Annotated in this window: 26 protein-coding genes; 19 read left to right on the forward strand and 7 right to left on the reverse strand. The window is 58.8% G+C overall.

Annotated features, from left to right (window positions below):
- Positions 1-6 precede the first annotated feature (6 nt).
- The 13 genes from JJB74_RS15755 (at position 7) to JJB74_RS15810 (ending at position 12,562) form a co-directional block, all read left to right on the forward strand.
- Positions 7-747: a hypothetical protein gene (locus JJB74_RS15755; protein WP_200593152.1), complete on the forward strand. Its 741-nt coding sequence runs from the start codon at positions 7-9 to the stop codon at positions 745-747.
- 21 nt (positions 748-768) lie between these two features.
- The gene (locus JJB74_RS15760; protein WP_200593155.1) at positions 769-2,034 is read left to right on the forward strand and encodes a type IV secretion system protein; all 1,266 of its coding nucleotides are present in this window, start codon (positions 769-771) and stop codon (positions 2,032-2,034) included.
- A 28-nt stretch (positions 2,035-2,062) separates the two neighbouring features.
- Positions 2,063-2,827, forward strand: a complete 765-nt coding sequence (locus JJB74_RS15765; protein WP_234484210.1) for a hypothetical protein — start codon at positions 2,063-2,065, stop codon at positions 2,825-2,827.
- A gap of 174 nt (positions 2,828-3,001) precedes the next feature.
- Entirely contained in the window at positions 3,002-3,691 is a 690-nt protein-coding gene (locus tag JJB74_RS15770) for a type IV secretion system protein (RefSeq protein WP_200593161.1), read from the forward strand.
- A complete protein-coding gene (locus tag JJB74_RS15775; protein WP_200593164.1) occupies positions 3,688-4,509 on the forward strand; it encodes a TrbG/VirB9 family P-type conjugative transfer protein in 822 nt (273 codons plus the stop codon). The genes JJB74_RS15770 and JJB74_RS15775 overlap by 4 nt, the downstream gene beginning before the upstream one ends.
- Positions 4,499-6,025 (forward strand): TrbI/VirB10 family protein, encoded by a 1,527-nt coding sequence (locus JJB74_RS15780; protein WP_200593167.1) that lies wholly within the window; start codon positions 4,499-4,501, stop codon positions 6,023-6,025. The genes JJB74_RS15775 and JJB74_RS15780 overlap by 11 nt, the downstream gene beginning before the upstream one ends.
- Before the next feature lie 201 nt (positions 6,026-6,226).
- Positions 6,227-6,568: a hypothetical protein gene (locus tag JJB74_RS15785; RefSeq protein WP_200593170.1), complete on the forward strand. Its 342-nt coding sequence runs from the start codon at positions 6,227-6,229 to the stop codon at positions 6,566-6,568.
- A 1-nt stretch (position 6,569) separates the two neighbouring features.
- On the forward strand, positions 6,570-7,826 hold the full coding sequence (locus JJB74_RS15790; protein WP_200593172.1) for a hypothetical protein: 1,257 nt from the start codon (positions 6,570-6,572) through the stop codon (positions 7,824-7,826).
- A 13-nt stretch (positions 7,827-7,839) separates the two neighbouring features.
- Positions 7,840-8,325 (forward strand): type IV pilus biogenesis protein PilP, encoded by a 486-nt coding sequence (pilP, locus tag JJB74_RS33280; protein ID WP_234484211.1) that lies wholly within the window; start codon positions 7,840-7,842, stop codon positions 8,323-8,325.
- A gap of 299 nt (positions 8,326-8,624) precedes the next feature.
- Positions 8,625-10,145 (forward strand): ATPase, T2SS/T4P/T4SS family, encoded by a 1,521-nt coding sequence (locus JJB74_RS15795; protein ID WP_234484235.1) that lies wholly within the window; start codon positions 8,625-8,627, stop codon positions 10,143-10,145.
- Entirely contained in the window at positions 10,142-11,242 is a 1,101-nt protein-coding gene (locus JJB74_RS15800; RefSeq protein ID WP_200593178.1) for a hypothetical protein, read from the forward strand. The genes JJB74_RS15795 and JJB74_RS15800 overlap by 4 nt, the downstream gene beginning before the upstream one ends.
- Before the next feature lie 2 nt (positions 11,243-11,244).
- Positions 11,245-11,832, forward strand: coding sequence for a type 4 pilus major pilin (locus JJB74_RS15805; RefSeq protein WP_200593181.1), 588 nt, complete (start codon positions 11,245-11,247; stop codon positions 11,830-11,832).
- Positions 11,833-11,845: 13 nt separating this feature from the next.
- Positions 11,846-12,562, forward strand: coding sequence for a hypothetical protein (locus tag JJB74_RS15810; protein WP_200593183.1), 717 nt, complete (start codon positions 11,846-11,848; stop codon positions 12,560-12,562).
- Between the two features lie 10 nt (positions 12,563-12,572).
- On the opposite strand, the gene JJB74_RS15815 is transcribed toward JJB74_RS15810, so the two are convergent.
- From JJB74_RS15815 to JJB74_RS15835, 5 genes are all read right to left on the reverse strand, one after another.
- Positions 12,573-13,013, reverse strand: coding sequence for a lytic transglycosylase domain-containing protein (locus JJB74_RS15815; protein ID WP_200593185.1), 441 nt, complete (start codon positions 13,011-13,013; stop codon positions 12,573-12,575).
- 90 nt (positions 13,014-13,103) lie between these two features.
- Complete coding sequence (locus JJB74_RS15820) at positions 13,104-13,532, reverse strand: hypothetical protein (protein ID WP_200593187.1); 429 nt, start codon at positions 13,530-13,532, stop codon at positions 13,104-13,106.
- The gene (locus JJB74_RS15825) at positions 13,504-14,157 is read right to left on the reverse strand and encodes a hypothetical protein (RefSeq protein ID WP_200593189.1); all 654 of its coding nucleotides are present in this window, start codon (positions 14,155-14,157) and stop codon (positions 13,504-13,506) included. Before JJB74_RS15825 ends, JJB74_RS15820 begins: the two co-directional genes overlap by 29 nt.
- 362 nt (positions 14,158-14,519) lie before the next feature.
- Positions 14,520-15,029, reverse strand: a complete 510-nt coding sequence (locus tag JJB74_RS15830; protein ID WP_200593191.1) for a hypothetical protein — start codon at positions 15,027-15,029, stop codon at positions 14,520-14,522.
- The gene (locus tag JJB74_RS15835) at positions 15,010-16,053 is read right to left on the reverse strand and encodes a ParM/StbA family protein (RefSeq protein ID WP_200593193.1); all 1,044 of its coding nucleotides are present in this window, start codon (positions 16,051-16,053) and stop codon (positions 15,010-15,012) included. Before JJB74_RS15835 ends, JJB74_RS15830 begins: the two co-directional genes overlap by 20 nt.
- Positions 16,054-17,376: 1,323 nt before the next feature.
- On the opposite strand from JJB74_RS15835, the gene JJB74_RS15840 reads away from it, so the two are divergent.
- The 6 genes from JJB74_RS15840 to JJB74_RS15865 all read left to right on the forward strand — a co-directional run bounded on the left by JJB74_RS15840 (position 17,377) and on the right by JJB74_RS15865 (position 24,325).
- The gene (locus tag JJB74_RS15840; RefSeq protein ID WP_200593195.1) at positions 17,377-18,654 is read left to right on the forward strand and encodes a phage integrase N-terminal domain-containing protein; all 1,278 of its coding nucleotides are present in this window, start codon (positions 17,377-17,379) and stop codon (positions 18,652-18,654) included.
- Between the two features lie 39 nt (positions 18,655-18,693).
- The gene (locus tag JJB74_RS15845; RefSeq protein WP_234484212.1) at positions 18,694-20,073 is read left to right on the forward strand and encodes a hypothetical protein; all 1,380 of its coding nucleotides are present in this window, start codon (positions 18,694-18,696) and stop codon (positions 20,071-20,073) included.
- 157 nt (positions 20,074-20,230) lie between these two features.
- The gene (locus JJB74_RS15850) at positions 20,231-20,896 is read left to right on the forward strand and encodes a hypothetical protein (protein ID WP_200593199.1); all 666 of its coding nucleotides are present in this window, start codon (positions 20,231-20,233) and stop codon (positions 20,894-20,896) included.
- Positions 20,897-20,951: 55 nt separating this feature from the next.
- Positions 20,952-21,659, forward strand: a complete 708-nt coding sequence (locus JJB74_RS15855; RefSeq protein WP_200593201.1) for a protein phosphatase CheZ — start codon at positions 20,952-20,954, stop codon at positions 21,657-21,659.
- Positions 21,660-21,662: 3 nt separating this feature from the next.
- Positions 21,663-23,555 (forward strand): chemotaxis protein CheA, encoded by a 1,893-nt coding sequence (locus JJB74_RS15860; protein ID WP_200593203.1) that lies wholly within the window; start codon positions 21,663-21,665, stop codon positions 23,553-23,555.
- 92 nt (positions 23,556-23,647) lie between these two features.
- Entirely contained in the window at positions 23,648-24,325 is a 678-nt protein-coding gene (locus JJB74_RS15865; protein ID WP_200593205.1) for a hypothetical protein, read from the forward strand.
- A gap of 48 nt (positions 24,326-24,373) precedes the next feature.
- On the opposite strand, the gene JJB74_RS15870 is transcribed toward JJB74_RS15865, so the two are convergent.
- On the reverse strand, positions 24,374-24,763 hold the full coding sequence (locus tag JJB74_RS15870) for a hypothetical protein (RefSeq protein WP_200593208.1): 390 nt from the start codon (positions 24,761-24,763) through the stop codon (positions 24,374-24,376).
- A gap of 11 nt (positions 24,764-24,774) precedes the next feature.
- The gene (locus tag JJB74_RS15875) at positions 24,775-25,203 is read right to left on the reverse strand and encodes a hypothetical protein (protein WP_200593210.1); all 429 of its coding nucleotides are present in this window, start codon (positions 25,201-25,203) and stop codon (positions 24,775-24,777) included.
- Between the last annotated feature and the right edge of the window lie 257 nt (positions 25,204-25,460).

Here is a 25,460-nt window from a genome sequence, read left to right on the forward strand (position 1 = left end):
TAAAAAATGAACATGCCGGCACGCTTCAAAAAGATGTTTTCCGCCGCTGCTCTTGCCGCGGCACTTGGCCTGAGCCTAATACCGACAACCGCGAATGCCTGGATCGTTTTCGACCCGACAAACTGGATCGAGAACGCAATCACGGCAACGAATCAGATCCTAACCGAATGGAATACCTACGAGGACCTGATCCAGAACACGCAGCAGACCATGACGATGATCCAGAGCCTGTCGACTATGCAGGGGCTCGCCAATGCGGCCGGACTGTCCGATGAGCTGGCGCTATACCAACAACTGGCGCAGACCGCGTCGGAGCTTTACGGCACCGTGCAATCAGCGCAGCAGCTCTATACCAACCTGCAGTCGCAATACGGCGCCAGCAATTTCACTTGGCAGAACTTCCTGAACAACCGCAACGGGGTGAATAGCTCGCGAGTGAGTTCGATGCTCGGGCAATTCCAGAACGTGCAGCAGGAAATCCAGCGTGTGTCGGCACGTCGGCAAACCCTGTTGCAGAAGGCGCAGGATGCGGGAACGAACCAGTCGATGATGCAGATCACGCAAGTCACTTCAGCGCAGCTGGACATGATCTCCGGCCAGCTTCAGCAGGTTACGTCCACACTCAGCGACAAGGCCGCGGACGACGCCGCACAGAAGAACGACCAGATCCAGGCTGACCAGTTCTCGCAGGATATGTACCGCCAGCGGCAGCAAGAGTTGCTGAATTCAGCAAACGCCCTGCATTAATTGTCGAAAGAGGACTGCAACATGCGCCTGTTCATCAAGCTACTTTTTACGCTGACGGTGGCATTCGCCGCCGCACAGGCGCATGCATCTGCCCTCTCGACTGCGATATCTATTTGGGACACTGCGACTTCCGGGGCGAAGCTCACGGCGGCCGTCGACTCAACAGTGCAAGATTCGGGCGCGTTCTTTTCGCAAATTGAAAAGATTGCCACAGTTGCCGCGACCAAGTTCACTAACGCAGCGACCGATTCGATGTACACCTCGGGCATGGGGCTCGCGAACGGATTGGTGGCGACCGCGCTGGAGATCGGTGGCGCACTGGCACTGTTCTACCTGATGGTGCAGTTCGTCTACATGCTCGGCGACACCGGCGGCTCGATAAAGAGCGTGCTTTTCGACGTCTGCGTTCCCTGTATCGTCGCGGCCCTGCTTATCAACGGCTTTAGCGGCTACATGGATATGTTCCGCGGATTCCTTGATGTGCTCTCCTCAGGGGGCAGCGATCCGGTCGCGGGCCTTGTCGGGTTTTACACCGGCGCACTCCGGATGATTGAAGTCACGTTTGCCCAGGGAACGAAGGCAATCATCGCTGCGATCAGCGCGGGCAGTTGGAGCACGGCGGCAATCGCGGTCGTGGACTGGATGGGGGGCTTCCTGATCGCCATTGCCGTTCTGTTTGTCATCGTCACCGGGCTGGCCGAAGTTTTCGGGCTCATCATCCTTGGGCCGTTCCTGTTTGCGATCGGCGTGGCCTTCGGCCCCATCTTCATCGCCGGCCTTGTCACCCCGTGGACGCGCAACTTCTTCACGACATGGCTGCATTTCATTATTGCGTCGGCCATGGTGACCGGCGTGACGCGCGTCGTAGTGCAGGTCACGTCTGGCCTGTTTCTTAGCCTACAGATCGATTCGTTGGCGACGGGCACGCCGGTTGCGGCCACGCTCGGACTTATCGGGTTGATCGTACTCACCTTCAACGCGATCCTCGGGCAAGTCCCAGGAATTGCGCAGGCATTAGTCCCAGGCAGCTTTGGTGCCAGATCGCCGACCCCGAGAATGGCGGCCGACCTGGCGAAAACCACCCAGCCCGTCAACAACGCAGGCGGAGCCTTGGTCAAGCAAGGCGTCAACGGACTGCGCGGTTCTGGCGGCAGCCGTGGTGCTGGCGCCGGCGGTGCCGGTGCCGGTGCAGGCGCCGGCGGTGCAGGCGCTGGCGGCGGTGGAGGCGGAACTGGCGTCAGTGCACAGCAGATCGCCTCGATGGCCAAGGGTACGAATACGCCGTAGCGAATCGGCAAATCCCTGTTATGGAACGATGATGAAATTACCTCTCAAGCTCACAGGCGTAATTGGCATGGCGCTTCTTGGCGGCTGCGCATCCTTCGGCAACGCTCCGCCGCATTCCATCGTCGGCGACGCGCTGAATTTCGCTTCCTACAGAAGCGAAAATGTCGACCGAAATCGGGTCGGCGTAGCGCAGGTGTTCGAGATGGATGGAAAGACCGTCCTGCAGATGCAAAGCGCGAGCCAAACGACGCCGCGTATCTCCGACGCCGAGGGCAATCCGGTCAGCTACACCACGACCGGCTCCTATATCGTCCTTGACCGTACGCCGAACCAGTTCACCGTGTCGCAAGGCGACCGCACCGCTACGATCGCGCGTGCGCTCGGCCTCCCGGTGCCCGGCTCGCGTGCCGGCAGCCACGTAAGTCCTTCGATGGCCCCTGCTTCCGGGCGAAGCGATCTCATCTCCAAGCCGGTGCTGTCCGGCGCGTTGAACAGCCTGCCGGGCGAGGATATGAAGGTGCTGGCCAACGACGCAGATGCACGCGAGCGGTATCTCAAGATGCTCGAGTCGCTTCAGACGCAGCTCAATGAATTGCGCATAGCGTTACAGAAGCTTGGACCGCCAGCGCAGGTCGGCACCGTGCGTGCCGCTCATGCGAAAAGGAAGATTGCACAAAAAGGCCCACGCCGCATGGTTGCGCACAAACCCCCTGTCGCGCCCGCAACGCTTGCCGACGGCGCCGACGGAAAGGGCGCATCGCCGGCCCCTGCGGGCAGCGCTTTGATGCCATAGGTGGTCCGGCCCAGTGCCAGCCTGCGTTGCAAACAACCGGCGGCGAAGCCGGTTTTTTGTACCGCAATGCGTTTTCGCGAAGAGGCTTCTGTCTTATCCCAGTGCCCGAATCCTCGCAGTTAAACCGGCGCATTCGTATCGGTTACACAAGTGCGCATTAGGACAATTTGTTTCATGAAGACCTCCAAATCCAAAGCGAAGCAGCCGCCCGATTTTGCGCCCGGCGAGTTGGCAGATGAGACCAGTCGGATCTATTTCGACCTTCTGGCCACCGAACGCACCGGGAAAAAGCGCCTGCTGTATGCGGTTGTTTTCCTTGCAGGCGTGATTGCTCTGCAGGGGGGTGCGCTCTTCCGGCTCATGCCGCTCAAAACCATCGAAACGATCCCGGTCTGGAAGGTCGAAGGCGGCAGGGTCGTCACTGACGGACAGGCCGTGGCGTCCTGGGCACCGGATCAGGAAATGATCGCGTATTTCGTCAATTCCTGGGCCGAGGCGGTGTTCGACATCAACGCCGCCACGATCGAGGACACTACCCGCCGCGCCGTTGAAATGACGATCGGCATGGCAACGGACCAGCTGCGCGATCTGCGCCAGCGCGACAACCCGATGGTACTTCTGCGCGATTCCCCTGGCCTGATTCGCACTTACGAATACAGCAGCGCGAACTTCATCTCGGACAACGTCCTGCTGCTTCGCTTTAAGGCCACGACACGGCGCCCCAACTCGACGCCGCAGACCGTGAGCTACGCGCTTACGGCGACCTTCACGCGCATCAAACCCACCGACCGGAATACTCTGATGCGCAACCCGGCTGGCCTATACATCAAGTCCTTCTCCCTGAGCGAGGAATCGCTGAAATGAAACGTGCCCTGACCCTAGCCATCGCCGCGCTGCTCGTCACTGCTGCGCATGCCGCCCCGAAGTCGGTCCGGCGCGCAGATCCCGCCGCGGAATCGATTGCCGCGCCCAGCGAAGAACGGATTCGGACCTACACCTACGATCCGAACATCATTTTCAAGGTCAACGCGACCGTCAAAAAGCACGCGCACATCAAGCTCGAGGAAGGCGAAAAGCTCAAATATGCGCCTGTGCTCGGCGATACGATCCAGTGGCGTGTTGCGTTCACCGCGAACGACCTGTTCATAAAACCATCGCGACCGGACATCACTACGACGATGACGGTGATCACGAACAAGCGAACCTACGAATTCGAGCTGAATTCGATTGAGCGTGGCGCCGTTTATCAACAGGTTTCGTTCAGCTATCCAGACAGCGAGAGGCAGCTAAAGCTTCTCAACGACGAATCGACCGCTGCTGCGAGCGCGGAAAAGAGCCGCCTGGCCAGTCAGATTATTCAGCCGTCCGTCGACGTCACGGCGCTGGACTACAACTACGACATTGTTGGTACTGCGCCCTTCAAGCCGGAGGAAGTCTCCAACGACGGCAAGTTTACCTACCTGCGAATGCCCGCCACACAAGCCATGCCAGCCGTGTTCCTGCTCGATGCGGAAAATAAGCCATCGCTCGTGGCCTTTCGTCAGAAGGGCAATTTCATCGTGGTCGAGCGCGTTGCAGACGCATTGCTGCTAAAGATCGGCAATGATGAAGTGCGGGTGACGAAGCGCGGCGTCGCCAGCAAGGTCGCTGCGCCAGTCAACAGGAGCCGGGATGTCTACTAACGAATTCGATCAAGAAGATCCTTTCGAGAAGCTGGCACGTCGACAAGAACAAGACGGTGCGCGCGCCTCGGAGCAAGAGGAGATCGCCAAGCGCCGGCGCGAAGCGGAGGACGCCGAGCGTGAGCGCGAACTCGATGACTCGCGCCGCGCCGCGGATGCGCAGCAAATGCGCGTCGAGGAGGAACCGCTCAAGACCTCCAAGACTCCGCGCGATGCCTATAAGAACCTGAAAAATCTGATCATCCCCATCTTGGCCATCGCCCTCTTTATATGGTGGATTTGGGCGCCCGCTCCCGGTTCGAAGGTCAAGGACAAGAGCAAGGACGAAGTCAACGCGCTGCAGCAAAAGACCAACGTCAGCGCTTTGATCGACCAAATGACGCGCGACGCACGGCCGAAGCCCAAGCCAGAAGCCCCCCCCGAGCATCCTGTAGCGCAACCGACACACGTCACGGCCGCTCCTCCCGCAGCCAGCGACGCCGACCGGCAGGCTGCGGCAAAGGCAATAGAGGAAGCGCGCAAGAGGGATGAAGAAATCAATGCCGCGCCGCTTGAAACTCCGGGCGGCCAAGTGCGCACAGTCGACGGAAACACCCCAGCTTCCAGCCAGGAAGTCAGCGTGTCGGCACGCCAAAGCGCGCTGCGCTCGCAATTGCAGGCCATGGCCAGCGCGCAGGCTGCGGCAGACCCCTCCGCACGCGGCCCGGAAATGCCCGCGCGCGCGCCGGGATATGCAGCCGCAGGCTACGGTAACAATGCCTATGCGGCCGGTGGCGCGATGGGCGGCGGTGGTTACGGGGCCATGCCGGCGGGCTATGGCGGTCATGGCGGTATGCCTCCCGGCGGCACTCCGCAAGGCTACGATCAGGAATTCATGGACCAGCAGCGCGCCGCGTCGGGCGAGCCGCTTCAGGTGTTGCGTCAGCAGTCACCCACCGCGACGTATGTGATCGACCAGGGCACACCCATCCAGGCAGTGCTTTTGACCGGCATCAACAGCGACCTGCCGGGCGACATCACTGCCATGGTGTCCTATGACGTGTACGACAGCCGCGGCAACGGCGCTGTGCTTATCCCCAAGGGCAGCCGGTTTGTTGGGAAATACAACTCCCAGATCATTCCCGGGCAGGAGCGCGTGCTCGTTGCAGTCAACCGCCTTATCCGGCCGGACGGTACGTGGATCTCGCTGGCAGGTGCGAACGGCACCGACCCGATGGGACAATCCGGCCTGGAAGCCGACGTCAACAACCATTTCTTCAAGATTTTCGGGACCTCGCTCATCATCGGCGCGGCGTCGTACCTGCTTCCGTCCTCGGACCGCACCATCACTTCCACCGTCGGTGGCCTTGGCGGCATCCAGAACGGCGGCACGATCGCGGGACAAGCCCTTAATGAAACGGTCAAGGCAGTCATGGCACGCAACAAGGAAATCGCGCCGACCCTCTCCCGCAAGCCGGGTACCGAGTTCTATTTCATGGCAGCGCGCGACATGGTGCTGCAACCGTATCACCGCTGATTTGCTGCATCCGCGTCCTTCGCTTTTGCGAGGGACGCATCTCCACATGACCGCAGATCCACCCATCCCCGCAATCCCCGACAACACCGCATCATCCCCGCGTCCGAAAGCCACCTAAATTGCCGCAGGTTTTCTAATCCGCGGTCCGGCCATGCCAAGGAAAATATATTTCCGTAGCGAAATTCAAGGGTGTGGTGTTCGATGACACGGATCATGGTATTGCTGGCGTGGATGATGATGGCGGCACAGGCGCATGCCTCGGTGCGCCAGAACGGTATGCCGTCGCGTGATGAAGTGCCAATTGCGTTAAGCCAGGCGTTGAGCGTTCCTTCTGAGGACGCAAACGACAGCGTGGCGATCCCGGCCGGCGAGCCCGACGCTGGCGACATCGAGGCCGACCGGCAGCGCATCGAAAGCCGCATCACCGACATCCAGGACGCGATCGCGGCGCTGCAAAGGCTCGTTTGTGCATCCGCCACGCCAGATTTTTCATCGCAAACGGCTGTGCCAAATGATTGCGTAGCCTCGCGAGCGGGACGGTGAAATGACTGCCGCCCTCATTCCTGCCGGCACCGATGTTCTCCTCTTCGGAGCGCAATGGAGCCGCGTGCTACAGGGTCAGACCGAGTTCGCCAAGACACTCGAGCTGGGACGCAAAGTGCGCGCGCGCTTCAAGGCCCGTTATGCGCGATCTGGGGTAGTTGCCGTTGGCGTCGCGCCCCGCCCTGCCAGCAACGCGAAGGACAGGCGCAGCAGCGTTCCTTGCGCGGCGATCCTGTTCGCGCGACACCTGGGACAAGAGGAGCACGGCATTTACCTTTGGCCGGGCGCTGCGGGCGGCTATCGTCTGATCGCCATCGTCGATGGCCTGCCGTATCTTGAATGCGAAGTTCAGTCGCAACAGGTCGAGGCGCGCATTGCATCGCTTCAGGCTGAAACGCAGGCCCACTTCGCTCTGCATGGCCACTGCGCCGAGTTGGGCGGTGTCACCCCGCTGGATTTGGAAAATCTCGTCGAGGGCGGGACATCGGGCGCCATGGCGACCACGTTCACCGACACCCGTTCGCTGAAGACCATCGCGACTATCGCAACCCTAGTACTGGCTGGCATTGGTCTAAACGAGGCGAACAAGGTGCGCCTGCGCCATATTGCCGAGGACGAAGCCCGCATCCTGGCGATTGATCCGATCAACGCTTACACGGAAAACCTCAACGGCATCCTGCGTACTGCAGGCTTCGATGGCAAAGCCGCGTTCGAAGACTGGTGGATGCCCGTCGCGCCGCGCGAGATCGTCGTGGCCGGATGGCGCGAGAAGTCAATGCTGTTCCGGGTTGACACTGCGGTGGATACCTGGGAGCGTCTTCCCGGAACGACCGAAGGCGCAATGCGCGAGGCGCTGGACGGGCAGACGCATGTCGTCACGGACGGCAAAATTCTCACCAGCAAGCGGCATCTCGACACCGTCCGCTCCGCATTGCGTCGCACAGCCCTTCCGGAAAACTCCGCCTACATGGGCCGCCTTCATAGCTGGCAGGAAGATCTGGCCGGCGAACACATCGAAATGACTTTTCAAATTCCGCAGCTCGTCGGGCTTCCCCCGGATTTGATGGCCTCGCAGATACCACCGCGCATCACCGTCGCGCGTGGCGTTCTCACGATGAAAGCGCCGCTCGGTTTGCTGCAGGACACCCTCTACCACCTCGACCCAAACATAGCCGTTGACGAATTGCTGGTCGAGGTGTCCGGCGCCGTAGAAGAAGCTCGCTTCTCCCTGAAGGGAACCTACTATGTCAAGAACTAGCGTGAGCATCACGATGCTGCTGCTGACTGCGACACTGTCGATACGCGCACAGGCGATGACGAATGCGGATCTGGCCCGCATGAACAACGAGATCATCGCGCTGGATGCCGAACTGGCTTTGGCGAAGAAGCGCCAGGAACTCGCCAAATACAAAACGCCGGCGCTACCGGCGGCGGCGCCCTCGCCCGCTGCGACCGACGCTGACCAGAAAGAACCCGCTTCCGACCACGCAATCGGTCTGCGCGACATACACGCAACCGACGCCGGAACGGTCGCCGAGTTCGAAATGAACGGCCAGCGCGCAACCAAGGGCGAAGGCGAGGTGCTTTTTGAGAAGTGGCGCGTCGTCAAGATCGGAGCCGACAAGGTCAAGCTCAAACCGGTCGACGGCAAAATGGCGATCGAACACATAATCGTGCTGCGCCTGAAGCATCCGGGCAAACCCACGCCGCCGGCGGCGCCGCGCGAAGGTGCCACACCCGCCAAAGCGGCGCATTGAATCCGGCGCCCGCGATGATGCGTCTCGTTGAAAAGTTGCGCCGCGCTGCGCGACGGCAGAAAGCCATGGTGCCGGTCCTTGTGAATGCGAAGGCCGCCGGCACCACCTCGACGTCGCCCATCCTCGACAGAGCGGCGGCGTTCGCGCGGGTTAAGGTCAGCCATCGTACTTCCGAGCTACCACGCCACGACTCCATCATCAGCGGCACGGAGAAGCGATCCGGCGTAATGGTGCTGCTCGCCAAGAGCGACGCGGAAAAGGTTGTCGTCATCCGCGAAGCGCAAACAGCGTCGGTCATCATGAGCTCGGATCTTCTCGGCACCGCCGCGGCGCGCAACCTATTCATCGAAATCCGCGACAAACTCGCCGGAAGCCCGATCGAGCTACAGACCGCGTACTGGGCTACACCCGACCTGGTGCTGGAGCTTTCGAAGCAGAAAAAAGAAACCGGAAAGGCCGAACTGCTGCGCTTGTCCGAGGACCAGAACAACGAGTACCGCGCGCGCTTTCAGTCATGGCTGGAATACGGGCTGGCAGAACAGGCCACGGACTTGCATGTTGAGGTACACGGCAACCTGGCCCGCCTCAGATTCCGCGTGCATGGCGAACTGGAACCGATGCGCAACGCCCAGGACGGCGAAATGGTGGCGTCGATCGCGACCAGCACCATCGCGTACGCGTTCCTGAAGATGATCGACAAGAAATCCAACAACTCCGCGCACTTCAGCACGAATCAGTACCTGTCGAGCACCGTCACCTATCAATCCGGCCCGGTGACGGTAAAAATGCGCTGCAACCAGAACCCGCTGGCCAACGGGTTCGACTTCATCGCCCGCTTTACCCTGGACGGCGCCGCCGCACCGGACTATACGTTCGCCGAGCTGGGCTATGCGCCGTCGCAGGTCCACCTGCTGGAACAGTCGCTCGTGCAGATGCATGGCTTGATCGTGATTGCCGGAATTCCGAATTCCGGCAAGACCACCACGGCGCGAACGTGCCTACGGCACCTGCCGGAACGCGCCAAGAAAAAGCTCGTCAACCTCGATGACCCAGTCGAGTACATCCAGGATGGCGTATCGCACGGCGTCATTGGCGGCCGGGTCGGCGACGATGCCGAGCGCCTGGCGAACTACACCAGCGCGATCGCCAACTGGCTACGGGGCAACCCGAACGTACTGTCGCTGGGCGAGATCCGGGACAAGGCGAGCGGCGTGGGAGCCATCACTGCGGCCGAGGTCGGGTGCCTCGCCATCGGGACGCTGCACGCCCACAGTGGCATCGGCATCCTGCAGCGGCTATCTGATCCGATGGTCGGGCTATCGCTGCATTCGCTTACCGCACCGCGCATCCTGAACCTTTTGCTGTATCAGTCGCTGGTGCCAATATTGTGCCCCTGCTGCAAACTGCCTTTGTCAGCCATGTCTGCAGCGATACAAGACCGATATGCGGCTGTAGGCAAGCGCTTCGATGTCGACGTCTCCGGCATGCATTTCCGCAATCGCGACGATGACTGCGCCGATTGCCACGGCCGCGGTACCAGCCGACAGGAAGTCGTCGCCGAGATGATCAAGCCAGATCGCAAACTCCTGTCCATGATCCGAAAAGGGGAAGATTTCGGCGCGGAAGAATACTGGCTCGGCACCTGGGACGGCCGCTTCGACACCCCGGATATGACCGGCAAGACGGCATTTCAGCATGCTTTCTACAAGGCGCTGCAGGGACTGATCGATCCGTCCATCGTCGAGCGCTTCGGCCTGTACGACACCTACGATATTCCGCCGCCAAAACGCTTTGGCGAACGCAGGAAGCGCGCGCTATGAAACGGCTCATGCACCACATGGCTTTCAGTCGGGCGCGGCGCGGCTTCAATGCCCGGCGCGAATCGTTCTATATCGATCTGGCCGAGGCCATCGACGACAACGAGAGCATCACGTTGTTCTTCGCCCAGCGACGCGACTTCTGTGTCGCCCAGGGTCTATCCGGCATGCGTCTGATTTACGACACCATGCTACTGCGCCTGAATGAGAAAGAAGGCAGGCTTAGCCACGTGCTCGAGCCGATCGTGCCTTCCGGCGACATGGTTTCCCTGGCGGCCAACGACCATGCGCAGGACGACCGTAACCGCGCTGACGATCTGCGCTCACTGGCAACAAGCATCACTCGCGGCAGGATGATGTTTGCCATTCTGCGCAAGGCGCTGGCCGGACCTGCGATGGCCGCGCCGGTCATCATCGCCTTTCCGATTCTGATCGCGCTTTTTTTCATTCCGCAGTACGAAGCCATCGCACCGCCGTCGGAATGGGGACGGTGGGGGCGAAGCCTCTATGCCTTTTCGATGCTGCTTCGTACCCATGGCGTCCTCCTCGCCGCAATGGCTCCGGCCGGCGCCTACGCGTTCTTCAAGTCGTTCTCTCTGTGGCGCGGCTCGCTGCGCAAAAGGTTCGACCGTCATCTGCCCTACAGCCTTTATCGCGATTTTGTCGGCACGAGCTTTCTGACGGCGCTCGCGCGGCTGACCAAGGCCAGGGTTGGTATCAGCGAGGCGCTTGCGATTCTCGAAGAAAAGGCAACGCCTTGGCTGGCATGGCATATCGGCCAAATCCGCGACAACCTGCAGGCAAGGCCCGACGACTATGCCGCAGCGTTCGACACCGGGCTGTTCGCGCCCGACATCCATCTGCGTCTGGTTACCTACGCGGAGCGCTCGCGCGGCGACTTTTCCGAAGGCCTCACCCGGCTTGGCACTGACGGCCTGGTGTACGTGCATGCCAGCGTGGAACGCAGCGGCTCCCGGCTGACCGTGGCCGCGCTGCTAGTCGCTGTCGCGGTACTGGCGTATTTCTATGGAGGCAACACGATGATCTCGCGGAACGTAAGCCAGATCGTACAAGAGCGCACCGACGCTCTGAGCTACTGACCATGCCCAACTTGACCGACAACCCCTGCACTCACGACAAGGAGCACGCCATGATTCACCCATTGACCCGGACCCGTCGCCGCCAGGCGGGATATACCCTGCTTGAACTCGGATTTGTAATGGTCATCGTTGGCGGAATGGCCTATTACGCGATCTCGGGATTTCTAAGCGATCGCGATAGTGGAATGGTCAAAAACGAGATCGAAAACACTTTCAAGTTCATCAGTGAAACGATGTCGCAGTACAGCACCCAACCCGACTTCAGCAACGTCTCCACCGATGTGCTGCGGCAGTTCGGCGTCTTTCCGCCGTCGATGGTCAGCGGCAACCAGGTCCATAACCTGAACCACGGCACCATCACCGCCGCCCCGACGACGGTCACCGCGCAGAACGACGGCGTGACGTTTACCGAAACGAATTACACCCAGGCCATGTGTCAAAAGGTGTTGCCGCGGATCGACGCCGGGGTGCGCCTGATGACCGTCAACGGCATTGTCGTCAAGGGGCTCGATAGCCAGCTGAAAATGGATTTGCTCGGCGCGAACTGCCGTTCGGACAACAACACGGTCCTTTTCGTAATCAGCAAGTAGGCGTGACGTGCCGTTGCAATCGACCCTCCGCTTTCACCGGCCCGCGCTGCAATCCGGTTGGCTGCTGCTCGAGTTCAGCCTGGCGCTCGTGCTTGCCACGGGATATGCCGTGGTCCGTGCGCAATCCGACTTCGACGCAGCAGTCGACCTCCAAGTGCGGGCGCGAGCGCAGGGGCTCGAGACAGTGCACGCCGCAGCAGTCGCCTACGCCGAGCGCTACTTTGATCAAATCGTTGGGATGCCGGCACCAGGTACACTGCAGATAACGGGTAGCGCCATCCACGTCGCCAAACGGGCGAGCCCGGCCGGCGACATGCTATATCAGGTTGCGGACGGCAATCACCCCGACGTATCCGACTTAGTCGCGCTGCGCCTGCTGCCTGCAAATTTTTCCGGCGCGGCCATCGGTGGCGGCCGGTACCGGATCGCGCTTGAAGTCACACCACCCGGATGCAGGCAAGACTGCAGCATCGAAGGTGCCGTATACGTCGACCAGCCGTTTCGCGTCAATGGCAAGATCCAGCATCCGCGCACCGGGCGTGCGGTGCAATTGCTCGGCGCCGACGGCGCAGCGTCCCGGCCGGAAAATCCGGCAGTGCTCTCGGGTTACGGGGGAAGGTTCACGCTGCCGAATCCGGCTGGAGACGTCGCCGGCATTCTCGCCGAGCGCTTCGGCTATTACCGCTCCAGCCAGCCTCTGCCCGCGGGCGCATCCGCTACGGCAGAGTAATGGACTGCCGCTAAGGCCGAGGGTCCAGCCAGGGCTGATATTTTTCGTAGATCTGCCTGACCTCGGCCGCATAGCGGTCCCTCTTCTCCGGGGTCTCGCTATGGTAGGCACCTACCGCTGTCCACGTATTTCCGTACTTCTTCACCATGACCGCGTAATGCCATGCGCCGATGAAAATGTTGGCGCACTGGTTTTGGAGGGCCTCGGGCGGAATGCCGTACTTCGCCAATTCCTCGAAGTGCGCCGAGTTGATCTGCATGCAGCCGACGTCAATGCTGCCGTTGCTGTTGCGCCGGACCGTGCCGTCGCAGCGCACGTTCTCGCGGATCGAGATCGCGCGCAGGATACCCGGGTGGACATGTTGGTAGAGACCGGCCGCATCGAAGCAGTCGTAAGAGAATGCGCAGAAATGGGTTGCCGCGAGGACGGCGCCGGCGAACAGGCGTTTCATGGAATGATCGGAAAAAGAAAACGGCGCCACGGGGGCGCCGCTTAGATCCAATGTACCGCTGCGCCTTATGGCGAGCGGGTCAAGTAGCGATCAATCGCGATGGGCTTTCCGCCGATGCTGCGCGAGCATCGTTGCAATCCCGGCGCGCAGGCCCGAGCGGATGATCGTGTCACAGGCCTCGTGCGTGTCTTCCATCGTTTCCCTCCAGAACAGGTGCATTTCCTGATGGCGGCGGTGGAACGTGTACATTGCGGCTTCCTGCGTGGCATGACGGTTCGCGATGCGATGGACAGCGGCATGCAGATTCCACCAGGCCGCGCGCCAGCTGAACCGACCCGCGAGCTGGGCTTTGACGGAGCGTGCATCGCTGCCGCTTACGTCCACGCCGAAGACCGCATTGGCGCGAATGCCGGGTGCGATTTCCGCATTTTGCATCGGCAGCGGGCGGCCGATCTTGCGCAGGCATTTCTGGCGGTCGGCACGGGCGAAGTCAGTGCCGATCAGGGTCGCGTTGTTCACTTCGAATTGCGTTTTCATGCTGCTGTCCTTTCGTTCCAGCCCCAGCACATTCGTCCGCGTTCGTCGCAGCTGCAGAAAGCGATGGGTACCGGTTAATGATGTGCGCCTGGATTTTCTGTGCGAGCAAAGTTCGAGCGCTCCGGATACCTGCCTGGCCGCGGTACATATCAAGCTGCCAAGCAAGTGAGGCCAATTTAGCGGACAACATTTCGAGCGCAACCCGCTCTTCGGACAACAAACGCCACTTTGCATCAAAATTTTGCATCAGACGCGCTGCTTCAAGCAGGTCTTCAAGCGGTTCAACCAGGACCGGCAAAGCGATTTCTTCGACAACGTTGCAAAGCTTTTCCCGCGCCCTACCCTTCGCGCGGTGTAACCGGGATGAACACGTTGCTGTCAGATCGCGCTCAGCAAGAAAACGCCAATCGGTATTCTCGGCATGCATCACCCGCGCAATCGCATAAAGGCTTGGATGCTGGCTCGCTGTCTGACCAGGCGCCCAGCCGCAATTGTCTGGGGTACCCAGCAAGTTGCGGATCATACGCGGCGTCCATCCGCGCAAGCGTAGGCCGCTGACGTCGATAAACAGTTCCCCGAGATCGTGACCAGCGACGGCGCTAATCACCGTGGGGTTCCCCCCGCCTGATGTGCAGTGGTATCGAGCCTATACGTGTCCTGGGAGCAGTCGATGCCTGAATCTGCGTTACCAATGGCACTTGTGTCGAGCGGCCTATTTGCGCTCTCGGCCTTGCGCTGCAGAGATACGAGCGCATGAACCGCTGCGGCGATATCGGCCTCATTGGTATGAGAGGAAAACCACTGCGACAACACCGCGCGTACGAAAGCCTTTTCATCTGCCTGCGGCACCAGGCCCATAGCTGCTATAAGCTGAGGACAGGTGTCGTCACGAATAAGAAGGTGAAGATATCGGCGGGAAGCCGTTCTACTATCGTCCAATTTGCCTCCGGAAGAATATACGCACGCTATTCACAAACTTCCGTTGAGAAGATCATCTGGATCGAAAAGAATGGCATCTTTTTCTACGGAGGAAATAACTTCATTTCGCGTAGTTGCCCGTGTGTTTTCCAAAGCAACAGGTCTTACAAATGAAGACACTGCAGGCTCTGACGACGGAGGATTTGGTGAGTGCTGTGTTGCCTGCGCAGGAGTTGTAATTGGCGAGGTTGATTGCACAGAGAATGGCTGTGGTCGGGAAGTTGGCGAGATACGTTCAAAATAGGTATCGACCATATTATTCTCAACATCCAGATGTTCCCTTGCGATGCGCAGCGTCCCAAACAACAGCATTTTTTCAATCGCCTGCTCGAGGTCGCCACGCCCTTCGTGAACTTCGAACCAGTGCAGTAGCACGTTGCGAATAAATGCGTTCACCTCGCCGTTGGGGACGCGATCCAAAAAGGCGATCAAGCCAGGGCAATATTTTTCCTGGATCTGCAGATGTAACCGGCGTCCGAGATCATGATTTTGCTTCGGCATTATTCGTACCCATTTCATTGCCGGAGTGTTGTCGCATTCTCTTCAGCATCACGCTTTTCGCGTAGCGAAGGTAACCTTCCGCAACGGACATTCGCGGATTTTCAAGTATCACGACATGATTCCAGATATCGCGTAGAGGGTGGTACGTGGCATACGCGCCGCCGCCAGCGAGCAAGATTCCATCTATCGACTTGGCATCATTTCCAATAACCATAGTCGCTTTGGAAACGATCTTATTGATCACAGGAGCTATTGCAGTCAGCACATCATTGGTAATGTCTTCGTACTGACCAAATACCTTTATTTGGCGGGTGCGCAAAGCCTCATTACATTCAACGAGGCTCAAACGATGTTTTCTCGCGCGCAACGCGATTTGAAGATTTCTCACTGCTTCCGAAATGCCGGGGCCAATATCATCCCGGCCCACTTGATGAACGCCTTCTTTCACGATCATAAAGCCGGTATCGAATTCGCCAACTTCGACTACCGCATAACTTGTACGCCGTCCGTTTTCATCGCGATGCCGGTCAATTACCGGAGTGCCGATCTCAGATAGTACGTGGCTTAGATACACGCCGAGCGGTTGCGATAGCGAACGCGTTTCGAGGCCGCAGATATCGGCAGTACGCTTCTCGAGGCTGGTTCTTTCTGCGGCAAACAAATCGGAAGGTGTGCCGACAACTAGATAAGCACTGTCGAGCCCGGGTACGCCCATCGCGCCGAACCTTTTGATGGCTGAGCGCAGCAATATTTCGTAATCGTCGTTGTGAACCCAGTCCGAAGTCAGCCCTGAAGCGTGCTCGGCGCCGCCGTACAAGCGGGCAGCTTCGCCGGTATAGAATCGTCCGCTCTTTATCGTGACGGTCTCCGGCTCCAGTTGGTGAGCGGACTCCTCATCTAAAGCAGCGATAGCAGGCGCTACCAGACTGGGAAAAACCAAAGGGAATTTCTCACCCTCAGCGTAAGCGAAAGCTTTGACTGCGCTTCGGCCGACGTCAATCCCGACTATGGTGGTATCTCGCATATATAGTTCCTAATAGAAATAGCAACGTCGCTGTTCACGTAACAGCTCCGGAAACCTTGTACTATTTACTTATGGCAACGAAACCCGGGCTTATTTTGATGTGTGTCCCGGTGTGCGTTCTGATGTGCATCGCGGTGTGTCTTCCGACGCACATCGATGAAAACGACTATAGGAGGGTGATATTGCGATCTCTCTTCGAATCGCCCCCTAAATCCATGAGGATTCGTCTTCATCCGGCGCTTGCAAATTGCGATTGGCGGGATTACGATTTCTTCGTCGCTACGCGGCAGCTTCACCTCAATTGCGCTTCCCAAAACTCTGGGGGCTTCACGGATGAGACATATCCGTGTTGTCCTAAACACGATTTTCCAACGCCGGATTTCCGGCACCTCTGAAGCTGCGTTATGCGCGGCATCTTTCGCCAGCCTCGATTGCGGATCTCTCGCATCGTTCCTCTACGTCTTCGAGCGGCGCTTCTCTTCATCTTCCGCCGCAGTTTGATAAGTGCTCGCTTCGCCGCACTTCCCTTCTCGAAGACATCTCCTTCCCCAGCCCATGAAGGGCAAAAATCGAAGACGCGTGTACAGCGTCTAAACGGTTCAAGCTGTTTTTGACGAACGCTGCTTCACAACCACTCAAATTTTTTTCCGTGATGTTTATCCACGGTTAAATACAGAGAGGCATGCCGGGCCAGTAGCCATGCGGGTTAGCGCGGATTTTTAGATACATCCGCGCTACAGAACGCATCGGCTAACGCCACGGACAAGGCCGCGATCCCTGCGGATAGGCGCTTCAGGACAGCGTATGCACACGGCTTCGCAACATGCGGAACCCACGTCGCAGCGCGCTTTCCAGTGCCCAACGAATTCGGCCCAAGAGGCTGCTGCAATGATGACGACTAACCCCGGGAGCACCGGGCATGCATTGGGTACCCGCGGATCGGACCGCGAACGGCTCGCATGAGATCGTCCCTCGCTCACGTGGCGACATGGATCCATAAACCGGTGCCGCGCGTCACCGAACCTTGCCCATGCGGCAAGGAACGCGCCGAGTCGGGGACCAGTCGTTACTGCCCCGTGCCTGCAGAAGTCGAGCGGGCGACTCCGGGACCGAAAGGCCGGGGCGCGGAGCGAAAGGTGAGCAAGAGGCACGCAAACGCGAATCGTAGGGGTGTAAGAACCGGGGACCTCTCCCCTTGGCTCTATTGCAGTGCAGGTAGTTTGCAGTCGAGATCGGATAGACGTGGCACCGGCCCAGAGCTTCTTGTTTCTATGGAAGCTCTGGGGCGGTGCTATGCCGGAGTGCACACATGGAGAGCGAACGATGAATACGAACTGGATGAAGAAGCTCGACGCAATATGTCAAAAACACGCAGACAAGAAGGTGCACGGCGGCGGCGCAAAAGAACGTACGCGAAAAGGCCGGCGAGAGATTTTGTTCAAGATATTCGGACGGTTGCACGAACTGGGCTACCGCATACATAACGTGGAAAAGCTTGAAGAACGGCACATCAAAGCATTTGCGGTAGATGCCTGGTACAAGCGCAAATACAAACCTAAGACGCTGAATGGCGAATTAAGCACACTGCGGGTTTTCGGCGGATGGATAGGGCAACCGAATCTGGTAAAAGACGCGGCGCATTATTTGCCCGAAGTCGACCCAGAAGAATTCGTAGTCAGCGGTGTCGCAAAGAAAAGCAAAAGCTGGACAGAATGTGGAATCGACGTATTACAAAAAATCAAAGAAGCGGACGCAGAAGATTGGCGTTTTGGAATGGCGTTGCGTTTGATGCTGGCGTTCGGTCTGCGCCGGAAAGAAGCGTTGGCCTGTTACCCACACAAATCAACGGAGAATAAAGTGGGTTGGCAGGTCTACCCTGACGAAGCGAAAAACAGCCGCCCGCGTGTGATATTGATTGAGCATGAGTCGCAACGCAAGGTGATCGAATATGTGAAGAGCAAGGTAAAGAAGAACGAGAGAATGCGGTGGATGACGGATCACGGCGGTCATGAAATCACACTCGATCAGGCGATGAAACATTTCAATTATCTGATGCGCAAAATAGGAGTAACAAAGGCGCTGACTGGAACGAGCGGCCACGGATTACGGGCGCAGTTTGTAGAAAATTACGCAGTAATCAGCGGCTTTGTACCGCCTACTTTAGGTGGAGACGGGAGCGAGTTATCGAAAGACGATCTAAAAGCGAAACGTGCTGCCGCATCGGAAACGCTTGGTCATTCGCGCATCATTGTCACCAACTCCTATTACGGCGCCTTCAATCGTAATCCGCCGCAGGCCGACAAGGATCGAATCAAAAAAGCTGTAGCTGAGGCTACCGAGCTGATGAAGGAGGAAGGGACAGAAGAAGGAATTGAAGAGGATTATCGCGAAGACTGCAAGCGAATCATTGGCGTGCTGGCCGATTACGATATTGCAATCACAATTCGCGAGGTGCAGTTTTTGTGGAAAAGATATAGCGCGCGACATAACGAAATTTGGGTGAAGCCTACGGAAGCCCCTGAGATTGAGAACGGCATATTCGTAGCAGCCACGATGCACCGACGGAAAGGCGGTGACGCAGAAGATGCAGCACTAGCGTAGTGAATCAATCCGTTCAATTACGTTGCACAACCGGAGACAATGATGAACCGTCTTTATGTCGATCAACCGATATCTACCTGTTCCGGCGTCGGAGCGATAATGTCTGCATCGTCCGAGGGTTTTGAATGTTGGCCGCACGCTCAATTATCCGAGCATCTCCTGGCATGGGCCAAAGCTTCAATCGAGCAACTATTAGATGGGCTTTACAATAGTTCTACCGGAAAAATGAAGTCGGCGGCAAAGCGGGCAATCGAAAAAGCCGAGTCTCTACATCCACTAATTAGAACGCGGTGGGGCTGTGTGACCGGCCAGACGTGCAAGAGTTATGACAGCGCTAAAGTCCGCTGTCACCTCGTACAAATCCATGTACATAAAGCGGAGGCACTGGAACTGCCGGAGATCATAGACCAGTTCGGAACGGGAGAGTATTTCAATCCGTTCGCCGATGCGGTAACTGACTTTCTGCAAGGATTTGTAGATAACTATAACGCCCAGGAAAGCAGGTATCCAGTGAAACTGACTCTTGGCGAGAATTACGCGGTTGCGGAGTTAAGCACGAGATATCGCGTCGCTGGTGGAATTAAAGAGGAGAGCTTGGCATTCGTGAGTCTGATGACGTTCCTTAGTGGTCTCTTCAGTAATGGAACGATGGACCGAATCATCGAGGACGCATGTAACGACAAGGTGTTGGTGAACGCGCTGTTAGAAAAGCGGCACACCTTCAGGACGCATAGGAAGTTGCGCAGGATGCCGGGCGGCGGTCTTGATAATTGGAAAGGGAGACGGTATGGCGACCTTCCTGAGTTGTCGGATGTGGCGGCGGCTGAATTTATCTATACGTCGGGGCTCGAACTGAAGAATTGGCCATATGCCACGATGCCGTCAGCAATTACGAAACCGTATCTCCAGTTTTGGCGCCAGGAGTCGATGAATCCGAAGTTTTGCGATTCGCAGGAAGAAGCGGATGAGGAGCTGAAGCGTGCATTGCAGGTAACGGCCGAGCCCGACGCGATGATTCGTACACAATGGGGCATGCTTCTCATTGTGAGGAAGGAAGAAACGGTCGACGACATGCGGTACGGTGAATACAAAGTATTCGTGCATGCGTCTGCAGCTTGGGGTCGAGATGATGATTTCCACCTGGTCGGCGGTAAGCTCGAAGACCTGCTGATGGAAAGTACGGGAATGCTGACGGATCGGTGCCCGGACTACCCGATTGACGTAGAAATGGTTGTCGGCATCGGTTCGGCGCTGGTGGAGTTCACATGCGAATTTGATCCAGTGGACGGGGAAGAAAGTGAACGGAATTGCAGAGAGGCGTTGTGCTATTACGTGTTCCTCATACTGGCGCTCGGTATTCTTGGGAAGGCGGTGGAACGATCCCTACGTCGAAAAGAGATTGATCACTTCGAGGCATGATGCGAGGAAGGACGAAGCCGGGTTTGGTGCCCGGCTTTTTAATTTCCGGCTCGAAGTTCGCCCCCGAACAAATGACGCAAAGAAACGTCCTCTTCTCGCACGTGTCAGACCAAAAGACGCTGGCTAGAATCCACATTAGCTAAAATTTTCAATCCTCATGTCCGTTACCCTCTTCCTTGACCTCCCGACTTACTCCGAGCGCGACGTCGTCAACTTGCTAAGTCAGCACGGCGTCGATTTTCGGTATTGGCCCACTGGCTTGTTGCCGCCGGCAGTAAGCGAGCATTTGCAGCAGTCGGCGCAAGGTACATTCGATGCCGGTCACCAGGACCGCGCTCTCGACAACGACGATTTGCAGGACCTGGAAACGTATCTTGCAGCATGCAATGCGGAACGCGCTATCGTTCGTACCCCATGGGGTTACCTGACTGGCGACCAATCGCCGCGGTGGCGTGATGGCTGCCTGGTGATGCTGAGTCAGGTTTCGATTGCCGGCTTCGGCCTTGGCCAGCCGGTGGTGGCGCCACGGATACGAACGATGATCGCGGAGTTACTGCGACGTGAGGCGAAGGCGTATCCAGCCGTCACGGTCACTTTGGGACAAGAGGTCGAGCTGTGCCGGCTGGAGTGTCAATGCGACAGCACCGAGCTTGGTCTTGTCGAAGAAGAGAGGCAAACACAGCTCGCGCAGTTTCTGATTTCGCTACTCGAGCACAACGCATTGCTGCGAATACTGCAGGCCGCGGTATTTCTTGCCGATAACCGTGGCGAGGGAGACATCGCGCTGCAAGTCATGATGCCGGGATCTTCCCGTCTGCAATGAGCTACCGCGCGGCGAGCGCGACTACCAACCGAAGTTGAAACCACAGGGAATGGAAATGAGCGGCGATCACGAAGATCTGGATGCACTTTTCGAAGAAGTCTCGGCACAGTTCGCATCGTCCCCGGGCGGCAGCGCAGGAGGTGATGCCATGCATCTGGAAGCGGGCGCGGCCGGCGAAAAGCTGCCGATGTTCGACTCCTTGGGTCACATTGTGCGCCAGCTGCATGATTCACTGCGCGAGCTTGGTTACGACCGCAGTCTCAATGACATTTCGAGCGAAGTCACGGATGCGGCCGGCCGGCTGGAGTACATCGCCACGCTGACCGAGCAGGCCGCCAACAAGGTCCTGAACTCGATCGATGATGCAATGCCGGTGCAGGATGACTTGGCGCGTAAGGCCGGCGAAATTGAAGGACGGTGGAACGCGCTCTTCGAAGGAAAGATGAGCGTCGAGGACTTCAAGCTGCTGGCCAGGGATTCGCGCCAATACGCCGCCGATAGCGGCACGGCTGCAGAAGCGGAGAAAGCGCGGCTAATGACGATCATGATGGCGCAGGATTTCCAAGACATCACTGGGCAGATCATCAAAAAGGTCATTGGCATTACGCAGAAGCTCGAGCGCGAGCTGGCGCAGCTGCTGATCGACAATGCGCCGCTTGCGGCACGCGAGAAGGTCGTCGACCTGATGGCCGGCCCTGCGGTACCGGCCTCGGCGATGGCGCAGACCGACGTCGACAACCTTCTTGCCGACCTGGGATTCTGACCGATGGACGACATGCTGAAGGATTTCGTCATCGAGGCGCTTGAGCTTTCCAACGATGTGGAAGACCGATTGCTGCAGCTGGAGCGCCGGCCGGACGATCCGGAAGCGATCAATGCGGTGTTCCGATCGTTCCATACGATCAAGGGCGGAGCTGGTTTCCTGAACCTGAGCGGCATGGTGTCAGCGTGCCACCTGACGGAAAACCTGTTCGATGCGATACGCACCGGCACGGTCAAGGTCACGCCGCTGGCGATCGACGCTGCGCTGCAGGCTTCGGGGTTCGTGGCCGACCTGCTCCACCAACTGAACGCCGGCGTGGCGCCAGAAGAGTTGCCGGAAATGCCGGTGGCGCTGGAGCAGGCACTGACCGCGGCAGTCAACGGCTCGGCAGTCGCGGTGCCGTCGGCAGTCGCTGCGACACCGGCAGTGTCGCTGGCGGAAGTTGTGGAAGCCGTTACGGACAGCGGCTGGGAAATCTTCGACCAGGCATATGTTTCGGATCCCGCCGATCCCGTGGACTGGCTTGCCTACTTCCGTGCGGTTTCGGGCAGCGCGGACATGGTGCAAGCGCCCGCGCCGGCGCCGGCGAAGTCCGTCGATGTCGCACCGCCACCCTCCTCGCCGGCCAAGACCGTCACGGCAGACCCGGCTGCCCCTGCTGCTCCCGCGGCGCCGGTAGCGGCGCCAGCGCCAGCTACCGGATGGGATGGCGTTGACCGGCGCAAAGAGACCGCCGAGGAAAGCATTCGTGTCGATGCACACAAGCTCGACGCCTTGCTTGAGGTCGCCGGCGAATCGGTGCAGGCCGCTAACCAGGCCAGCGTACTGCTCGAAAAGCTGCAGCAGTTCAAGTTTGAAGGTGCGGCGGCCACGCTGATGTCGACCTTGTCCGAAACGCTCGGGCGGGCGTCGCGCTATGCGGGTGAGCTGCAACGTGCCACGCTTGCCACACGGATGCAGCCCGTAGGCCGGCTGTTTCAGAAGTTTCCGCGGCTGGTGCGCGAGCTCGCGCGTGAACTGGGCAAGGAAGTCGACCTGGTGATCGAGGGCGCGGAAACGGAGGTGGATCGGGTGGTGGTCGATAGTCTGTACGAGCCGCTGGTGCACATGCTGCGCAATTCACTGGACCACGGCATCGAGCACCAGGCCGAACGCGTCGCCGCCGGCAAGCCGACGCGGGCGACGATCATGCTGAAGGCATGGCAGGAAGCGAACAGCGTGATGATCGTGGTGTCCGACGATGGCCGCGGCCTGGATCCGGAACGCATCCGTGCCAAGGCGTTGGGCAATGGACTGATCGAGGCGAATGCACAGATCTCCGACCAGGAGGCATTTCACCTGATTTTCCGCCCGGGGTTCTCGACGAAGGAAGTGGCGTCAAGCGTGTCGGGCCGCGGCGTCGGCATGGACGTGGTCAAGACGGCTGTAGAGAAGCACCGCGGCACGATCGGCATCAATTCCACGATGGGCTGCGGCACACGGTTTTCGATTCGCCTGCCGATTGAAATGTCGATCGTTCCGATGATGCTGGTGCGCGCATCGGGCGCGGCGCTGGGTCTGCCGCTAGCGCTGGTGGACCGGGTGGTAGAACTGCCGGCGGATTTCGAAGGGGTGGGCGGTGCGCCGATCCTGCGCAATCAGGGTCAGAATCTGCCGGTGCGATCCCTTGCTGAGAACCTCGGCTACGAGGCGGGGCAGGCGCGCGTAGGCGTGGTGATTGCCGCACCGACGCCGTATGTGCTGACGCTAGATGCAGTCGACGGTACCGCCGACCTGGTGATCAAGCCGCTGACTTCCGTTGCGGCTTGCGGCATCAGCGGCACCACCCGATCGGCCGAGGGGGAACTGGTACTGGTTGTGGGCTTGGCCTTTTTGCTCAATGGAGCGATTGCTTAGGAAAATGCGCAGGTTCTCGACTTGCATGCTGAAGCGTGGGGGGTAAGGTTAGAAGCCTTGCCCCCCTTAGTTTTTCAATGAGGAGATTGAGCATGTCAGAACGCTACATTGACCAACCGGTGCTTTCATCCAGCGAAGTGCATGCGTTTTTTCAGCAGCATGGGATGGACATTGAGCGGTGGCCGCAAGTCGTGCCGCCCGCCGAGGTAGTCGAGGAGTACAAAAAAGAAGTGGCATTAAATGAGGCATTCTTCAAGGATATTGTCGACGCTGACATGCTCAGCCAGTTATCCAAAGACTCGTTGGCAGAGGCTGAACTGCCCTGTCCCCTCATTCGTACAAAGTGGGGATGCCTGATGGTGGCGGACTCTCCGGCAGGAAGCGATGTTCGTGGTCATCTGTCAGTTCAGATTTATGTTGCGCCCGCATGGCGTCATGCCGACGTCAAGCAGGGGCGAATGGTGCTCGGAACCTTGCTGGATGATCCGATAAAGCAGTTCAACAGCATGTTGCGATCCGCGGGAGCTAAGAAGGGGAACCGGGTGAGCCTGTCGGAAGGCATCAACGGTGCCCTCGTTTCGGTGGACGCATATTTTCAGCCGTCGAAAAACGACGAAGCCGCAAAAGCCGCCGCCGCGGCCATCTCGCACTTCTTCATCTGGATAAGTATGCATGAATTGCTGGACGAAGCTGTGAAGTACGTAGGGCTGGCCTTGCCTGCGGCGTCGCCAACCGGACTGCTAGCCGGAATGCTTCGCCAGCTCCAATGAACGCGATCGCAGTGGCGAGGAAGACCGGCAGAGGGCGGTCTTCCTCGGTCACACCCGGCTGAGCGCAATGCGGATGCCCTCGCTGACGTTGCCCTTCCCGAGCTTCTTGGCGCGAGCGATGCTGCGCGCATCCAGATACACCTGATGGCGCGCGCCACCGTCGAGCTCGCGCGGCCGTCCCCTCTTACCCTCCTCTTCCGGCCAGGGGATTTCTTCCACCTTATTGCGCCAGTTGTCCGGCGACCTGCTTGCCGCATCGAACCGGTGTACGGCAAGCGTATCGCGGTCATGCGTCAGGTGCACGCTCACTGGTTTCCCCTTTAGCTCGTCGCGGCCGAGGAACGCACGGAAGGAGGATTCAGCAATCGAGCGCGAACCTGTTTCGGTACGCTCGAAGGTGCTGCCGTCCGGTGTCTGCAGGTAGATGCGATAGCTCACTGGGCGCCTCCCTATTTTTTTTCGTCCGAGTCCGGTTGCTGTCGCCTCAGGTAGGCGGGAATGTCGTATTCAGCGCTGGTGCCGGGTGGTGTACGTGGCACAGACTTGGCGCCCCGCCCTGCTGGCCAGGGAATACCAATCAGGCGTACGGACTGCTCCGGGACCGGCTTCGCCACGCCGGGTGCATCGATACTCGGCTGACGCCTGAGTCGCATCTGTTCGGCCTCGATGTCAATATCCGCGATCGCGATACAGAAGTCGACCGACGTATAGAACTGGAGATCGGCATCTGTGCGGCACAGATAAACTTTCCGGTTGCAGTGGTCGCAGTGCCGGACGTTGTCGCTGAAGGCCGGCTTGAGCTGGCTCCATAGTTTCGGGCAGGCGTAGACGAAGTTCGCGGCCTTGCAATTCCTGATCAGAAAATCTGGAGCGTCCATATCGGTCTCGTTGTGATCGGCCAAGTGGCTCGATAATTATATACACACAAAAATAAGGCGGCGCGCACAAGCCGCAACCCCAGCACCATAAGCTGTTACCTCAGCACCATAGCGTGCGATCTTCGGCACCAGAACAATGCGCCATGCAGGTTGCGATTAACGGAAACAAAAGAACAACTGTGTGGCAAAAAGACATCGAACGACTTGCCAACCGTTGCAGAGCGTATAGAGTTGTCGCCATACAACCACACGAGCAG

Source organism: Noviherbaspirillum pedocola (assembly GCF_016632335.1).
Taxonomy (GTDB): domain Bacteria; phylum Pseudomonadota; class Gammaproteobacteria; order Burkholderiales; family Burkholderiaceae_D; genus Noviherbaspirillum_A; species Noviherbaspirillum_A pedocola.

Excerpts from the sequence above, each read along its gene's own strand:
- JJB74_RS15835 (WP_200593193.1), bottom strand. The coding sequence starts at position 16,053 with ATGCGAGATACCACCATAGTCGGGATTGACGTCGGCCGAAGCGCAGTC.
- JJB74_RS15840 (WP_200593195.1), top strand. The coding sequence starts at position 17,377 with ATGAATACGAACTGGATGAAGAAGCTCGACGCAATATGTCAAAAACAC.
- JJB74_RS15815 (WP_200593185.1), bottom strand. The coding sequence starts at position 13,013 with ATGAAACGCCTGTTCGCCGGCGCCGTCCTCGCGGCAACCCATTTCTGC.
- JJB74_RS15770 (WP_200593161.1), top strand. The coding sequence starts at position 3,002 with ATGAAGACCTCCAAATCCAAAGCGAAGCAGCCGCCCGATTTTGCGCCC.
- JJB74_RS15855 (WP_200593201.1), top strand. The coding sequence starts at position 20,952 with ATGAGCGGCGATCACGAAGATCTGGATGCACTTTTCGAAGAAGTCTCG.
- JJB74_RS15875 (WP_200593210.1), bottom strand. The coding sequence starts at position 25,203 with ATGGACGCTCCAGATTTTCTGATCAGGAATTGCAAGGCCGCGAACTTC.
- JJB74_RS15830 (WP_200593191.1), bottom strand. The coding sequence starts at position 15,029 with ATGCCGAAGCAAAATCATGATCTCGGACGCCGGTTACATCTGCAGATC.
- JJB74_RS15795 (WP_234484235.1), top strand. The coding sequence starts at position 8,625 with ATGAGCTCGGATCTTCTCGGCACCGCCGCGGCGCGCAACCTATTCATC.
- JJB74_RS15780 (WP_200593167.1), top strand. The coding sequence starts at position 4,499 with ATGTCTACTAACGAATTCGATCAAGAAGATCCTTTCGAGAAGCTGGCA.
- JJB74_RS15850 (WP_200593199.1), top strand. The coding sequence starts at position 20,231 with ATGTCCGTTACCCTCTTCCTTGACCTCCCGACTTACTCCGAGCGCGAC.
- JJB74_RS15845 (WP_234484212.1), top strand. The coding sequence starts at position 18,694 with ATGATGAACCGTCTTTATGTCGATCAACCGATATCTACCTGTTCCGGC.
- JJB74_RS15760 (WP_200593155.1), top strand. The coding sequence starts at position 769 with ATGCGCCTGTTCATCAAGCTACTTTTTACGCTGACGGTGGCATTCGCC.
- JJB74_RS15755 (WP_200593152.1), top strand. The coding sequence starts at position 7 with ATGAACATGCCGGCACGCTTCAAAAAGATGTTTTCCGCCGCTGCTCTT.
- JJB74_RS15800 (WP_200593178.1), top strand. The coding sequence starts at position 10,142 with ATGAAACGGCTCATGCACCACATGGCTTTCAGTCGGGCGCGGCGCGGC.
- JJB74_RS15775 (WP_200593164.1), top strand. The coding sequence starts at position 3,688 with ATGAAACGTGCCCTGACCCTAGCCATCGCCGCGCTGCTCGTCACTGCT.
- JJB74_RS15860 (WP_200593203.1), top strand. The coding sequence starts at position 21,663 with ATGGACGACATGCTGAAGGATTTCGTCATCGAGGCGCTTGAGCTTTCC.
- JJB74_RS15785 (WP_200593170.1), top strand. The coding sequence starts at position 6,227 with ATGACACGGATCATGGTATTGCTGGCGTGGATGATGATGGCGGCACAG.
- JJB74_RS15865 (WP_200593205.1), top strand. The coding sequence starts at position 23,648 with ATGTCAGAACGCTACATTGACCAACCGGTGCTTTCATCCAGCGAAGTG.
- JJB74_RS15790 (WP_200593172.1), top strand. The coding sequence starts at position 6,570 with ATGACTGCCGCCCTCATTCCTGCCGGCACCGATGTTCTCCTCTTCGGA.
- JJB74_RS15765 (WP_234484210.1), top strand. The coding sequence starts at position 2,063 with ATGATGAAATTACCTCTCAAGCTCACAGGCGTAATTGGCATGGCGCTT.
- pilP (WP_234484211.1), top strand. The coding sequence starts at position 7,840 with ATGCTGCTGCTGACTGCGACACTGTCGATACGCGCACAGGCGATGACG.
- JJB74_RS15805 (WP_200593181.1), top strand. The coding sequence starts at position 11,245 with ATGCCCAACTTGACCGACAACCCCTGCACTCACGACAAGGAGCACGCC.